This is a genomic window from Acidimicrobiia bacterium, assembly GCA_030584185.1.
In the GTDB taxonomy this organism is placed as follows: domain Bacteria; phylum Actinomycetota; class Acidimicrobiia; order Spongiisociales; family UBA11373.
In genome coordinates, this window is the sequence record CP129495.1 from 1,077,397 (window position 1) to 1,090,796 (window position 13,400).

General features: G+C 68.3%; 14 protein-coding genes. 9 read left to right on the forward strand and 5 right to left on the reverse strand.

All coding sequences use genetic code 11. The annotated features are described in order from the left end of the window. Complete coding sequence (locus QY307_05520) at positions 1-957, reverse strand: inositol monophosphatase family protein (GenBank protein ID WKZ83700.1); 957 nt, start codon at positions 955-957, stop codon at positions 1-3. A gap of 55 nt (positions 958-1,012) precedes the next feature. Between QY307_05520 and QY307_05525 the strand changes: the two genes are divergently transcribed. From QY307_05525 to QY307_05535, 3 genes are read left to right on the forward strand one after another with little or no spacing between them, the layout of a single operon-like run. Next, entirely contained in the window at positions 1,013-1,888 is an 876-nt protein-coding gene (locus tag QY307_05525; protein ID WKZ83701.1) for an ornithine cyclodeaminase family protein, read from the forward strand. 24 nt (positions 1,889-1,912) lie between these two features. Continuing rightward, positions 1,913-2,305 (forward strand): HIT family protein, encoded by a 393-nt coding sequence (locus QY307_05530; protein ID WKZ83702.1) that lies wholly within the window; start codon positions 1,913-1,915, stop codon positions 2,303-2,305. Between the two features lie 50 nt (positions 2,306-2,355). Continuing rightward, a complete protein-coding gene (locus QY307_05535) occupies positions 2,356-2,916 on the forward strand; it encodes a hypothetical protein (protein WKZ83703.1) in 561 nt (186 codons plus the stop codon). Positions 2,917-2,950: 34 nt separating this feature from the next. On the opposite strand, the gene hpt is transcribed toward QY307_05535, so the two are convergent. Continuing rightward, a complete protein-coding gene (hpt, locus tag QY307_05540; GenBank protein WKZ83704.1) occupies positions 2,951-3,484 on the reverse strand; it encodes a hypoxanthine phosphoribosyltransferase in 534 nt (177 codons plus the stop codon). A gap of 235 nt (positions 3,485-3,719) precedes the next feature. Here hpt and QY307_05545 point away from each other — a divergent pair, with 235 nt between their 5' ends. After that, complete coding sequence (locus tag QY307_05545; GenBank protein WKZ83705.1) at positions 3,720-5,474, forward strand: ABC transporter ATP-binding protein; 1,755 nt, start codon at positions 3,720-3,722, stop codon at positions 5,472-5,474. After that, positions 5,471-7,261: an ABC transporter ATP-binding protein gene (locus QY307_05550; protein WKZ83706.1), complete on the forward strand. Its 1,791-nt coding sequence runs from the start codon at positions 5,471-5,473 to the stop codon at positions 7,259-7,261. Before QY307_05545 ends, QY307_05550 begins: the two co-directional genes overlap by 4 nt. A gap of 24 nt (positions 7,262-7,285) precedes the next feature. On the opposite strand, the gene QY307_05555 is transcribed toward QY307_05550, so the two are convergent. From QY307_05555 to QY307_05565, 3 genes are all read right to left on the reverse strand, one after another. Next, positions 7,286-8,191, reverse strand: a complete 906-nt coding sequence (locus QY307_05555; protein WKZ83707.1) for a hypothetical protein — start codon at positions 8,189-8,191, stop codon at positions 7,286-7,288. 294 nt (positions 8,192-8,485) lie between these two features. After that, positions 8,486-9,277, reverse strand: coding sequence for a zinc ABC transporter ATP-binding protein AztA (aztA, locus tag QY307_05560; protein ID WKZ83708.1), 792 nt, complete (start codon positions 9,275-9,277; stop codon positions 8,486-8,488). Next, complete coding sequence (locus QY307_05565; GenBank protein WKZ83709.1) at positions 9,268-9,699, reverse strand: Fur family transcriptional regulator; 432 nt, start codon at positions 9,697-9,699, stop codon at positions 9,268-9,270. Before QY307_05565 ends, aztA begins: the two co-directional genes overlap by 10 nt. Before the next feature lie 39 nt (positions 9,700-9,738). Here QY307_05565 and QY307_05570 point away from each other — a divergent pair, with 39 nt between their 5' ends. The 4 genes from QY307_05570 to QY307_05585 all read left to right on the forward strand — a co-directional run bounded on the left by QY307_05570 (position 9,739) and on the right by QY307_05585 (position 13,375). Further along, complete coding sequence (locus QY307_05570) at positions 9,739-10,692, forward strand: metal ABC transporter substrate-binding protein (protein WKZ83710.1); 954 nt, start codon at positions 9,739-9,741, stop codon at positions 10,690-10,692. A gap of 25 nt (positions 10,693-10,717) precedes the next feature. Beyond that, the gene (locus QY307_05575) at positions 10,718-11,554 is read left to right on the forward strand and encodes a metal ABC transporter permease (protein WKZ83711.1); all 837 of its coding nucleotides are present in this window, start codon (positions 10,718-10,720) and stop codon (positions 11,552-11,554) included. Positions 11,555-11,631: 77 nt separating this feature from the next. Further along, positions 11,632-12,171 carry a hypothetical protein gene (locus QY307_05580; GenBank protein WKZ83712.1) on the forward strand — a complete coding sequence of 180 codons (540 nt, stop codon included), beginning with the start codon at positions 11,632-11,634 and terminating at the stop codon, positions 12,169-12,171. A gap of 49 nt (positions 12,172-12,220) precedes the next feature. Then, positions 12,221-13,375 (forward strand): FAD-binding oxidoreductase, encoded by a 1,155-nt coding sequence (locus QY307_05585; protein WKZ83713.1) that lies wholly within the window; start codon positions 12,221-12,223, stop codon positions 13,373-13,375. Positions 13,376-13,400: the final 25 nt, after the last annotated feature.

The following is a 13,400-nucleotide window of genomic DNA, read 5'->3' on the forward strand; positions in this document are numbered from 1 at the left end:
TCAGGTGCTCTCCGCCACTGCGGACAGCACCGCCTGATGCATCGCACCGTTGGTCGCCAGCAGTCCGCGATTCCGGGTGAGCATCGCTCCGGTGGTCAGGTCGAGGGGTGCCCCGTCCAGATCGGTGACCGTTCCGCCAGCTCCGGTGAGCACGGCGATGCCCGCTGCGTGGTCCCACAGCCGCTCCCGCCATTCCGGGTTGTTGCGGGGACGGACGTACACCTCGGCGATGCCGGCCGCCACTGCGGCGTACTTGGCCTCGCTGTCGATCCGCACCCAGCCGCCCCCCAGCCCCACCCCGTCGATCAGGCCTTGGAGGAACTCGGGATCTCCGTGAGACGGCTCCACGCTGCCGAGAATCCGCGCCCGCCCCGGGTCGGCGACCGTGGAGACGGCGATCCGCCTCGGGCTCCCGCCGGCGAGCGCCTCCACATAGGTCCCCATCCCCGGGCCGCCCCACACCATCACACCCTGCATCCCGGACAGTTCGAGGCGAGGGCACCCGAGAACGCCGGCCACCGCCATCCCGTCCACGATCAGACCGACGGCGACGGCGAACTGGTCGCCCCGCAGATACCCGCGGGTCCCGTCCAGGGGATCGACTGCCCAGGTACGCAACCCGCCTCTCCCGCGATGATCGATCCAGGCGAGCACCTCGTCGTCAGAGACCCCGCGGCCGAGGACGCCCGACACCGCAGCCGCCACCTCGCCTTCGACCCCGTGCCGCGTCACCTGCCGCGAATCCTCCTCTGCGATCACCGTGTCACGCGGATACTCCGTGGCGAGCACTCCGAGCAGCACCGCCTGAGCGCCGAAGTCGGCCACCGTCACCGGCTCACCTGCATCCTTGGAGTACCCGGCCGGTCCGTCCGCCTCGACGGCGAGGCAGAGTCGAGCAGCCGAACGCACGGCCGACCGCATCACGTCGATCTCGCGGGTGAACGCTGCTGCAAGCACGGGGAGATGATGCCATGCCCGACGGCCCCGCCCCGATCGCGGGTAGCTTGCGAAGATGCGATACCTCGACGCCACAGCCACCCGCCGGGCGCTCACGATGAGTGCGGCCATTTCCGCCATGGAGCGGGCGTTCGGAGACGACCGGCAGTCTCCGATCCGCACCCGCCTCGGGCCATCGCTGTTCATGCCGGGGAGGGTCGGATCGGACACCGGGGTCAAGGTCGTCTCGACCGTCCCGGGCCGGCCGCTAGGGATCGTCGCCGTGTTCGGAGGCGACGGAGCCTGCCGGGGCCTGGTCGACGGGCCGACGCTGACCGCCATCCGCACCGCAGCCGGAGCCGGCCTGGCGACCCGGCTCCTCGCCCGACCCGACGCCAGGACGATGGCGATGCTCGGAGCAGGAGCGATGGCCTACGACCAGGTGGTGGCCGTACGCGAGGTCCGGCCCATCGACGAGGTCTTGGTGTGGAGCCGGGTCCTGGAGCACGCCGAAGCGCTCGCCCGTCGTCTCGACGCCACGCCGATCGCCGATCCATCGCAGGCGGTGGCCGAGGCCGATGTGGTCACCACCGCCACTCCGTCCACTTCTCCCCTGTTCGACCCCGAGGCGCTGAGGCCAGGCACCCATCTCAACGCCGTCGGGGCGTTCACGCCGGAGATGTGCGAGATCCCGCCCGCCGTGGTGATGGCAGCTCGCGTGTTCGTCGACGACTTCGACGCCGCCGCCTCCGAAGCCGGTGACCTGCTCCGAGCCGATCGCCAACCCGACGGCACGGTCGCTGATCTGCTCGCCGGCCGGGTCCGGGGCCGCACCTCGGCCGATCAGGTGACCTTCTTCAAGTCGGTCGGGATCGCCCCCCAGGACGTCGCCGCAGCCGTCGCCGCCCTCGACCGCGCCGAGAAGGAGGACATCGGTCTGCTCTTCGGTTGATGCGTCGCCGCGTAGGCTGGAGCCATGGCCTCACTGTTCACCAGGATCATCGAGGGCGAGATCCCGTCCCACGCCGTGTACGAGGACGAGTACACCTTCGCCTTCCTCGACATCAATCCGCGGCGCGAGGGGCACACGCTGGTCGTGCCGAGGCGGCAGGTGGACTATCTGTTCGACCTTCCCGAGGAGGACTACCTCGCCCTGTGGCGGGCCTGCGGGAACGTGGCGACCGCCCTCAAGGCCGTCACCGGCTGCAGGCGGGTGGTCGTCATGGTGCTCGGCTACGAGATCCCCCATGCCCATGTGCACCTCATTCCCTCCGAGTCCCTCGCCGACGTTCCGCTGCCGCCCGTCGACGAAGCCGCCGCCGGGCGCCTCGCCGAGACTGCTGAACGGATCCGAGCGGCGGCGGGCTGAACCACTCGGAAGTTCGCCCGGCTACATTTCCTGCCAGTAGAGGGAGGTCGATGCCCCGAGTGGAGCACGCCGATGGTTCAGGTCAAGCCGGTGTGGAGCCGATCGCGAGGGCGATTCTGGCGGCCAACCAGCGCGAGTTCCTCAGGGCGGCCCGCGGCCAACGGTTCGCCTTCGCCACGATGAAGTGGCTGTTCCTGGTCGTGTTCCTGATCTCGCTGGGGGCGATGATCGCCGCCGTCCGCCTCGCCTCCAACCCTCCTGCAGCCGGGTACGACTGGGCGTACGCCGGCACCGTGGCAGCCGTCGCCGCCATGGCGGTGATCCTCTTTGCCCTCGTGCTCTACATGCGCCCCATGGCCACGCTTGAGCGGAACTCGGTCGTGCAGTCGTTCCTAACGGTCGTGGTCAACTCGTACTGGACGCGCCTGCTGTACACGGCGGACGCCGCCGACGTCGACGCCCACCTCGAAGGGGCCACCGCCTACACCGTGGGGCACCTCGGGGCGCTCCTCGACCGGCAGATCCTGGGGGCATCGCGCTTCATGGACCTGGTGAAGAAGGCACAGGACGACGCCGACCTGGATCCCGGGGCGTACACCTCGCCGCTGTGAACGCCTTCGCCCGGACGCGTCGACCGTCCGGCGCTCAGTCTTCGGTGTGCTCCAACACGCAGATCCGGGGCAGCGTGCGGTGCCGCTCGGCGAAGTCGAGCCCGTACCCGACTACCCATACGTCGGGGATGTCGAACCCCAGGTAGTCGATGGGCACATCCACCTCTGCGCGGTCGGGCTTGCGCAGCAGGGTGCAGGTCTTGAGCGACGCCGGAAGGCGGGCCCGCAGGAGACGCAGCAGGTAGGAGAGGGTGTGGGCAGTGTCCACGATGTCCTCGATCACCAGCACGTGCTTCCCCCCGATGTCGTGACGCACGTCGAGGATGAGGCGCACCGCGCCCGGGTCCTCGCTCTCGCGATCACCGTATGACGACACCGAGATGAACTCGACCCGATGCGGCGTCCGAATCCTTCGCGACAGGTCGGCCAGGAATAGGAACGACCCCTTGAGGACGCCGATCAGAACCAGCTCGTCCGAACCCGCGTAGTCCCGGTCGATCTCACCGGCGAGCTCGGCGACTCGTGCGGCGATCTGCTCCTCGTCTATCAGGGTGGTGAGGGATTCCACCGGGCGAGGATACCGGGTGCCCCGACGCCCGCCGTGGCCTGTTGACGGCTGCCCGAGTTCCTGCGAGAGTCGATCCGTCCTCGATGGGAGGACGAAGGAGGCCCACGATGTTCAGGAACCCGACCCAGGTCCGCTGACCCGGAGCGTCGCCTGAATTCGTGCGGCCCGCCGGCGGCGAGCAGCTACCCACCCCCCCTGGTGGCGCGCCCGCGCCACCTCCCGCTTGAGGAGATCGATGATCCCGGTGCGCGCCTACTGGCGCCTCTTACGAAGGTACCTCCGCCCGCTGCGAGCCCGGGCGGCGGTCATGGCCGCCCTTCTCCTGACCGGCATCGCCTTCCAGGTGATCAATCCTCAGCTGATCCGGGCCTTCATCGATGGGGCCCTGGAGGGCGCCCCCACATCGGAACTGCTGGCGCCTGCCATCTGGTTCGTCCTACTGGCGGTGGGCCATCAACTGCTCAGTGTCGCCGCCACCTACTTCGCCCAGCAGGTCGGCTGGTCCGCCACCAACACGATGCGCACCGACCTGACCGCCCACCTCCTCGACCTCGACCTCTCCTTCCACAAGACCCGCAGCCCGGGCGAGCTGATCGAACGCGTCGACGGCGACGTCACCACGCTCTCCAACTTCTTTTCGGCGTTCGTGGTGCACGTGATCGGCAACCTGGTCCTGGTGGCGGCAGTCGTCGCCCTGATGTGGCGGGAGCATCCGTGGCTGGGCATGGGGATGGGCCTGTTCGCCACCGCGGCGATGGTCTTCATGATCCGCATCCAGGCGCTCGCCGTGCCCTGGTGGCAGGCGGTTCGAGCGAAGCGGGCCGAGTTCTTCGGGTTCCTCGGCGAGCAGCTGGGAGGCACCGAGGACATCCGTGCCAACGGGGCGGTTCCCTACATGATGCACCGGTTCACCTCCTTCCACAGGGAGTGGCGCCCGCTCGAGGTGAGGGGTGAGCTCGGGTTCGGGCTCCTGTGGGGGTCGTCGATCACGGTCTACGTGTTCGGTCTGGCGATGGTGTTCGGTCTCGGTGCCAGGCTGCTCGGCGAGGGTGCCCTCACCGTGGGAACCGTCTACCTGGTCTTCCACTACACGGAGATGATCCGTCATCCCATCGACCAGATCCGCACCCAGATGCAGGACCTGCAGAAGGCGGGGGCCGGCATCGCCCGGGTCGAGGAGATCTTCGCCGCCACGCCACAGCTCGAGGAGAACGGGACGGCATCGCTTCCCGACGGTCCCCTTGCAGCGGATCTTCGGTCGGTGACCTTCCGCTATCGCGACGAGGCGTCCGACGGCGAGATCGTCCTCGACGGGGTGAACCTGAGGCTGGCGCCGGGACGGGTGCTCGGGGTCCTCGGCCGCACCGGCTCGGGGAAGTCCACACTGGCCCGGCTGCTCACCCGCCTCTACGACCCCGTCGCCGGCGAGATCCTGCTCGGAGGCGTCGACCTTCGCCGGGTCCACCGTGACAGCCGGCGCGCCCGGATCGGCATGGTCACCCAGGAGGTGCAGCTCTTCCGGGCGACCGTCCGTCAGAACCTGACCTTCTTCGACGGCACCATCGAGGACACCCGTCTGTGGGAGGTGCTGTTCGACCTCGGGATCGGGGACTGGGTGGCGGGACTTCCCGAGGGCCTGGACACCATGCTGGAGTCGGGTTCGGGAGGGATCTCGGCCGGCCAGGCACAGCTGCTCGCCTTCACCCGGATCTTCCTTCGCGACCCGGGCCTGGTCATCCTCGACGAGGCGTCTTCGCGTCTCGACCCAGCCACGGAGATGCTCATCGAGAGGGGTGTGGCCCGCCTGCTATCGCGCAGAACCGGGATCATCATCGCCCACCGGCTGGCCACCGTGGAACGGGCCGACGACATCCTCATCCTCGAGGGTGGGCGCGTCGCCGAGCACGGCCCTCGAGAGGCCCTGGCGGCCGACCCGAACAGCCGGTTCGCATCGCTGCTGCGAACCGGGATCGAGGAGCTGCTGGCATGACCGGACCCATCGAGCCCCGCGCCGTCCCCACCGCCCGTCTCGGCTGGCGCCTGATCACCTTCCAGAAGGCGCGCTATGTGGCCAACATCGCCGCCTGGGCCGCCATGTGGGTGATGCCGGTGATCCCGGCGATGATCACCCGCAACTTCTTCGACTCCCTGGGTATCGACACGGCCAATGGCCCGTCGGTGGCGTTCCTGGTGGCGTTGGTGCTGGCCTACGGGGCGGGAAGGATCTCCATGGTCATTGTCGGCGTGTGGACCTGGGCGAACCTCGGGTTCCGCATCGCCACCCTGCTCCGGCGCAACATGCTGAAGCGGATCTTCGATCTCCCCGGGGCCCAGTCGATGAAGGAGTCCCCCGGCGACGCCATCAGCCGGTTCCGCGACGACGTCGACGAGAACGTGGAGTCGTTCGGCTGGTCGGTCGACATGCTCGGCCTGGGGCTGTTCTCCGTCGTCGCCCTGTGGATGCTGGTGTCGATCGATGCCGGCCTCACCCTCGCCGTGTTCGGCCCCACCGTGGGCATCGTCTACGTGGCAGCCATCGCCCGGCCCAGGATCAAGCGGTACCGGGAGGCGGCGCGTGAGGCGACGGGCCGGGTCACCGAGGCCCTCGGGGAGACCTTCGGGGCGGTTCAGGCGATCAAGGTGGCCGGGGCCGAGGCTTCCATCACCGAGCACGTCGCTCGCCTCAACGACATCCGGCGCGACGCCACGGTCAAGGACAAGGTGCTCACCTCGATGCTGGAGTCGCTGTTCTGGAACACCATCAGCATCGGGACCGGGATCATCCTCATCCTGGCCTCCGGAACGATGCGTTCGGGGGAGTTCACGGTGGGCGAGTTCGCCCTGTTCGTCTACTTCCTCGGGTTCGTCACCGACGCCGTGTTCTTCCTCGGCCTCTTCATCGCCCGCTACCAGCAGGCATCCGTCTCCTTCGCCCGGATGCTGGCGCTGATGGGCGACGAGGTCGATCCGATGGCCCTGGTGGAGCATGTCGATCTGCAGCTGCGGGGACCGCTCTTCGACCCGGAGGTGGTGCCGCCACACCTGGCGCCGCTCGAGCACCTCGAGGTGAGCGACCTCACCTTCCGGTATCCGGGCACCAACGAGGGCATCACCGACGTGGGTTTCGGCGTTCCGGCCGGGTCCTTCACGGTCATCACGGGCCGTGTGGGCGCCGGCAAGACCACGCTCCTGCGGGCCATACTCGGCCTGGTCGAGGCCGATTCGGGAACCGTCTCCTGGAACGGCGAGGTCGTGGAGGACCCCGCCGGCTTCTTCGTCCCGCCTCGCTCGGCGTACACGCCGCAGGTGCCCCGCCTGTTCTCGCTTGCCCTCATCGACAACCTCCTGATGGGTCGCGACGACTCGGTGCGTCAGGTCGAAGAGGCTGTGAACTCGGCGGTGATGGCACCCGACGTCGCCGCCATGCCCGCCGGCCTGGACACGATGGTGGGACCCATGGGAGTGCGCCTCTCCGGTGGCCAGATTCAGCGCTCGGCAGCGGCGCGCATGTTCGTGCGCCGTCCCGACCTGCTGGTGTTCGACGACGTATCCAGCGCCCTTGACGTCGAGACCGAGCGCATCCTCTGGGAGGGCCTGTTCCGCGACCGGTTGGGGGTCACCTGCCTGGTGGTCTCGCATCGCCGGCCGGCGCTGCAGCGGGCCGATCAGATAGTGGTGATGGCCGGGGGCCGCGTCGCCGCCGTGGGCACCCTCGAAGAACTCCTCGCCTCCAGTGCCGAGTTCAGGGCGATGTGGGAGTCGCCCGGCGAAGACTGAGGCCGCCACCCGGCGACGACAAGGTCAGTCGTCGGTGACGCTGAACCCGTCGACCTCCATCGACTGGCCGGGCCATCCGACCAGCACCACGCCGACGTGCCCGGAGGTGAACTCGATGGGCGGATCGAACTGCTGCGCCAGGGCGCCGTTCACGTAGATCGACACCATGCCCCCGCTGGTCACCACCTTGATCGTCGTCCACTGGCCGGCGAGGAATGCGCTTTCGGGCGGCAGAGCCTCACTGGCTCCATCTTCTTCTATGCCCACCCTTTCCCAGAGGACCAGCTCTCCGGCGAAGGGCCGGATGCCGACGCCGAAGAAGTGATCGACGACGGCGTCGGAAGGATCATCGGCGAACAGGGCGATCCCGCCGAAGGTCCAATCGCCGGGTGGTGCCTGCCACCTGACGGACGCCTCGATCGTCACCGTGTCGTCGACCGCCGTCGGGTACAGCGCCATGAAGGTCGCCGGGTCGGTCTCCGTTCCCTCGGTCACCGTGATGATGGAAAAGGAATCACCGAGGCTCAGCGTCCCGGCACCCGGCAACGCCACCAGGCAGGTCGACCCTTCGAACCCGTCGAAGATCACCTTCCCCGACGGCAAATCGGAACACGGCGGCGGAGGTTCCGTGGTCGTCGTCGGCGGCAGTGTCGTCGTGACGACCGTGGTGACCGTCGTCTCCTCGGTGGTGGTTGCCGACTGCTCGGCACCATCACCACGGAGAAGGAGAACGATGAGCGTCACCAGGAGTGTGAGAGCGACTCCGGCGAGCAAAGGGATCCAGGTCGTGGTCAGGTTGCTCGACGACGAATCGGCCACTTCTTCATGGGGCGGAACGCCGGGCGGGGGCGGTGGTGGAACCGACGAGCCTTGGGCTGACGGATCGACCTCGCCAGGCGGATCGATCGGGGGTGGTGGGGGTGTGGTCACGATCTCAGGGTATTCGGATGGCGTCTATCGCGCCGGGCGTTCTCACGTGTAGCCGATGACTGGGAAGATCGCTGTTGGCCGAGGCACCGAGTCCTCTCATGAATGCGGAGCCCCGCAGGGCCGACGGCGGCTTTTCCTCCCCCGAAGGGGGGTGGCCCGAAGGGCCGGAGGGGGCACCAGCACGACGAGGCGTGTGTCGCGTTCCCTCCCCCGAAAAGGGGGGTGACAAGACGCTTCCCTGCATGGCCGTGCTTCTACCTGCGGGAATCGGAACACGACGTCTCCTCTCACCTCTCAGCCGCCCGACTCACGCTCCAGGTGCTGGTGCCGGCCCGGCACGGGACGGTGGGCCGGGTCCTCGATGAAGAAACCCCCGTCGGTGAGATGGAGGAACGACTGGCCGTAGGCTTCGGAGAGGTGCTCCAGGGTCAACACCTCTTCGGGTGGACCGGCCGCCACCACCCGCCCGGACAGCAGCAACACCCAGTCGGAGGCCGCCGCCTCGTTGAGATCGTGGGTGGTGATCACGACGGTCCGGCCAGCCGCCTGCTCCTGATGGATCACATCGTCGATCGCTCGCGCCGAGGCCAGGTCGAGCCCGGTGAGCGGCTCATCGAGCAGCAGGACGTCGTGCTCCTGCGCTATCCCCTGGGCGACGAACACCCGCTGCCGCTGCCCTCCCGAGAGCTCGTGGAGGTGACGGCCGGCAAGGTCGGACACGCCCATCCTCTCCATCGCCGCCATGACGAGCCGGCGATCGTGCGCCTTGAGCCGCCGATATGCGCCGACGGTTGCGTAGCGGCCCATCGTCACCACCTCGCCGACGGTCACCGGGAGCGACTCGTTGACCTTGGTGGACTGCAGCACGTAGGAGATCTTCGGCTCTCCGGCTACCTGCAGAGAGCCGGTCGCCGGAGACAGCAGCCCGGCGATGGCATGAAGCAAGGTCGACTTGCCCGATCCGTTGGGACCGATGAGCGTCGAGACCACTCCCTCCGGGATCACGAAGTCGGAGGCATCCAGGGCCAGGCTGTTCCCGTAACGAAACGACACCCCGACGCCGGTGACCACAGGGCTCAGGCGCATCGGGCACACCTGCCCTCGATCTCCAGGACATGGTTCGCCGCGGAAAAGCCCGCCCGATCGGCGATCTCGACGACAATCGACTCCAGGTCCTGCTCCTCCACCGCGGGTACCGCCACGTCCTCCACCGCACCGCAGGTGACGCACACCAGGTGGTGATGATGCCCCGAGAGCCACTCCGCCGGTTCGTAACGGGTGACGCCGCGTGCCCCGTGATGGGGGGTGAGGACCCCGGCGTCCTCGAGGACGGCGAGCGACCGGTAAAGCGAGGAGAGGGGGATGGCAGCACCGAGCAGATCATGTACCTCGGCAGCAGACTTGGGCCCGTCGGCGGCGAGGAGGGCGCCGACCACCGCCCGCCGCGACGGCGTGAACCGAACGCCGCGCTCCCTGAGCCGTTCTTCCACCCGAGAGTCGGTTGGCATCGTCGATCGCTCCTGATATCGTCCACGGCGATGGTAAGAATGATTCTCAATATCGTCAACCCGTTGGGAAGCCGCAGTGCGGTCGTCATGGCCCTGACACTCTCGCTGGTCGTGGCGGCATGCGGCGACGAGACCGAAACCTCCGACGATCGCCCGTTGGTGGTCGCCACCACGACGATCCTGGGCGATCTGGCACGCCAGGTGGTCGGCGAATCGGCGCGAGTGGAGGTCCTGATGCCGATCGATGCCGACCCTCACGACTTTCAGCCCTCGTCGGGCCAGGTGGCCCTGCTCGCCGACGCCGAGCTGGTGGTGGCCAACGGCCTCGGCCTCGAGGAGGGACTCGAAGACGCCATCGAGTCCACCGCCGGAGATGGCGTGACCGTCCTCTGGCTGGCCGCGGCCCTGAATCCGATCCCGTTCGCCGATCACGGCGAGGAAGCCGAGAACGGCAGCGATCACGGTGACCTGGATCCCCATGTATGGATGGATCCACTCCGAATGGCCGAAGGCGCTCGCCTGCTGGCCGCAGCCCTCGAAGAAGCCGCTCCCGGCGAGGACTGGACGACACCGGCCGAGGCGTATGCGCAAGAACTGCTCGATGCCGACCGACAGATCACGGAGATCCTGGCGGTGGTCCCCGACGAGAGACGGCTGCTGGTCACCAACCACGACTCACTCGGCTACTTCGCAGCCCGCTACGGGTTCGAGATCCTGGGAACGGTGATCCCTGGCGGCTCGACCACCGGCGAGCCCTCCTCACGGGATCTGGCCGCCCTGGCCGCCCTCATCACCGAGGCCGGAGTGCCGGCGGTCTTCTCCGAGACCACCGCACCCCAGAACGTGGTCGATGCGATCGTCGCCGAGGTGGGCACGGAGGTCGCGGTGGTCGACCTGTACTCCGGTTCCCTGGGGCCGGCGGGCACCGAAGCCGACACGCTCATCGGAATGCTCGTGGAGAACGCCCGCCGGATCGCCGGGGCCCTGTCATGATCCCGCCGACACCCGGGAGGGGCCCGTGGACTGGCTGACCGAACCGTTCTCCCACGCCTTCCAGCAACGCGCCCTGCTCGGCGCCGCCCTGGCGGCCGTGGCCACCTCCACGGTGGGGATCTGGGTGGTGGTGCGCGGGATGAGCTTCCTCGCAGACGCCCTGGTCCACGGCGTCGTCCCGGGAATCGCCCTGGCTGTCCTCTTCGGGTTCGACCCAGCCCTGGGAGCCGCCGCTGCCGCCCTGGTCATGATCGGTGGGATCCGCCTGGTGCACCGCCAGACTCCCTTCTCCGAGGACACCGGTATCGGGCTGCTGTTCGTGGGAATGCTCGCCCTCGGCGTCATCCTCGTCTCTCGAACCGCTTCGTACAGCGTCGCCCTCAACTCGATCTTGTTCGGCAACGCCCTTGGGGTCACCGTTGGCGACATCGTCTGGCTGGCTGTGATCGCCGCCGTGGCGCTCGCCGTGTCGCTGCTGTTCTATCGGCGCTTCCTGGTCCTTGCGTTCAACGAGCAGAAAGCGGCTCTGCTCGGGCTCCGCCCCGGCCTGTCGCACGCCGTGCTGCTGGGGCTCACCACCCTGGCGATCGTCGGCGCCTTCCGCACCGTGGGTACCCTGCTCGTGTTCGGGCTGCTGGTGGGCCCTCCCGCCACTGCCGCCCTTCTGGTACGCAGGGTCCCGACGATGATGGCGGTGTCGATGGCGATCGGCGTCGCCTCGGCCGCACTCGGGCTGTTCATCTCATATCACGCCGACACTTCCGGCTCGGCCACGATGGCACTGGTCCCGGTGGTCGGCTTCTTCCTCGTCCTCACCGTCAAGGGCGTGCTCAGAGGGGTGACTCGAAGCCCGGTTCGATGACGGTCCCAGGGACCGAACTTTGGCGAGTGCCCGCATCCAATTAGGGTCTCGCCCTCCCGAACGCACCAGGAGATGACATGAGATCTCGACACACTGGTTTCGCCGCCATCGCCGTTCTCGCGCTGATCGTGGCAGCATGCGGTGACGACGCCGCACCAAGCACCGCGGCAACCACCGCCTCCACGGCGGCCGCATCGACAGACGAATCCCTCGAAGACTCGATCGAGGACATGGTCGAGGATCTCGAGGACCAGCAGGCGGCGGTCGGTGGCGGCGGCGCCACGCTCACCGTCGGCGACAACACCTGGACCTTCGACTCGGTCCTGTGCGCTTTCGGTCCTGAGCAGATCGGGCAGGAGGACGCTGTGTTCGTGCTCTCCGCCATCAAGGACGGGCTCCAGTTGTATGTCTCTGTCGACGGATTCGGCGACAGCGTGAGCATCGACGACATCTCCGACTTCGAGAACCCTTCGGTGAGCCTGTCTGCGTTCGATGCCGAACAAGGCTCCTTCGTGGCGATCGACGGCAAGAATGTCAGCGCCCAGGCGGAGTTCCTGGACAGCCTGTCCGATGACTTCGCCTCCTACCCCGGGACGCTCCAGGCCACCTGCCCGTAGCCGGAAGCCAAGGCACCGAGCCGCAGGAGCCCAGCCCTACGCTGGGCCCATGAAGAGGGTCGTCGTCGTCGGTGGCGGCATCGCCGGTGCTTCGGTCGCCTACGAGCTGGCGGCCGAAGCCACGGTGACCGTCCTCGAGCAGGAGGTCACCTGCGGTCACCACTCCACCGGGCGTTCGGCTGCGATCTTCACCGAGTGCTATGGCGACGAGGTGGTTCGCCGCCTCGCCATCGGGAGCCGAAGGTTCCTCCAGGATCCGCCAGACGGATTCACCGACGCCCCTCTCGCCACGCCGCGGCCCCTCCTCTTCGTGGGTGGACCCGAGGACACCACCGCCCTCGATGCCGCCTTCGTGGAGTTCAAGGCACTGGTGCCCTCGATCGAGCGGCTGGACGCCACCGGGTGCGTGAAGGCGTGTCCGATCCTGCGGCCCGATACCGTCATCGGAGGGGTGCTCGAGCCGAACGGCGCCGACCTCGACGTGCACGCCCTGCACGCCGGGTTCCTCGGCGGCATCCGCCGGCGTGGTGGACGCGTCCACACCGGCTCACCGGTGGTCGGACTCGAGAGGAGAGGCGAGGCCTGGCTCGCCTCCACCCCGTCGGGCGTCTTCGAGGCCGACGTCGTGGTCGATGCCGCCGGCGCCTGGGCAGATCGCGTGGGTGCCCTCGCCGGGGCCGATCCGATCGGGCTGACCCCGATGCGGCGCACGGCGTTCACCTTCCCGGCACCCGAAGGAGCGTCCACCTCCGGTTGGCCCATGGTCATCGACGTGCACCACGAGCAGTTCTATTTCCGCCCGGAGGGCCGGTCGCAGCTCCTCGCCTCGCCATGCGACCAGACGCCGATGGAGCCCCACGACGTCAGACACGAGGAGCTCGATGTTGCGCTCGGCATCGAGCGAATCGAGTCGGTCACCACGCTGCGGATCCGGTCCGTCGCTCACGCCTGGGCCGGGCTGCGCTCGTTCGTGGCGGACCACCGGCCGGTGAACGGGTGGGACCCTTTGCTCCCCGGCTTCTACTGGCTGGCGGGACAGGGGGGTTTCGGGATCAAGACCTCGCCCGCCATGGCCCGCTTCGCCGCCGGGCTGATCCTGCGCGGGACCGTTCCCGATGACCTGACGGCGATCGGCCTCGCCGTCGGTGACCTCTCGGTCACCCGACCAGGTCTACACGATGACATCACCTCGCCGTCACCCTGAGGTCAAGCGGCCCCGATAGTTTCGG

Bases quoted from the DNA above. Each gene is read 5' to 3' on its own strand.
- QY307_05525 (WKZ83701.1), top strand. From the start codon at position 1,013: ATGCGATACCTCGACGCCACAGCCACCCGCCGGGCGCTCACGATGAGT.
- QY307_05530 (WKZ83702.1), top strand. From the start codon at position 1,913: ATGGCCTCACTGTTCACCAGGATCATCGAGGGCGAGATCCCGTCCCAC.
- QY307_05535 (WKZ83703.1), top strand. From the start codon at position 2,356: ATGCCCCGAGTGGAGCACGCCGATGGTTCAGGTCAAGCCGGTGTGGAG.
- QY307_05545 (WKZ83705.1), top strand. From the start codon at position 3,720: ATGATCCCGGTGCGCGCCTACTGGCGCCTCTTACGAAGGTACCTCCGC.
- QY307_05550 (WKZ83706.1), top strand. From the start codon at position 5,471: ATGACCGGACCCATCGAGCCCCGCGCCGTCCCCACCGCCCGTCTCGGC.
- aztA (WKZ83708.1), bottom strand. From the start codon at position 9,277: ATGCGCCTGAGCCCTGTGGTCACCGGCGTCGGGGTGTCGTTTCGTTAC.
- QY307_05565 (WKZ83709.1), bottom strand. From the start codon at position 9,699: ATGCCAACCGACTCTCGGGTGGAAGAACGGCTCAGGGAGCGCGGCGTT.
- QY307_05570 (WKZ83710.1), top strand. From the start codon at position 9,739: ATGATTCTCAATATCGTCAACCCGTTGGGAAGCCGCAGTGCGGTCGTC.
- QY307_05580 (WKZ83712.1), top strand. From the start codon at position 11,632: ATGAGATCTCGACACACTGGTTTCGCCGCCATCGCCGTTCTCGCGCTG.
- QY307_05585 (WKZ83713.1), top strand. From the start codon at position 12,221: ATGAAGAGGGTCGTCGTCGTCGGTGGCGGCATCGCCGGTGCTTCGGTC.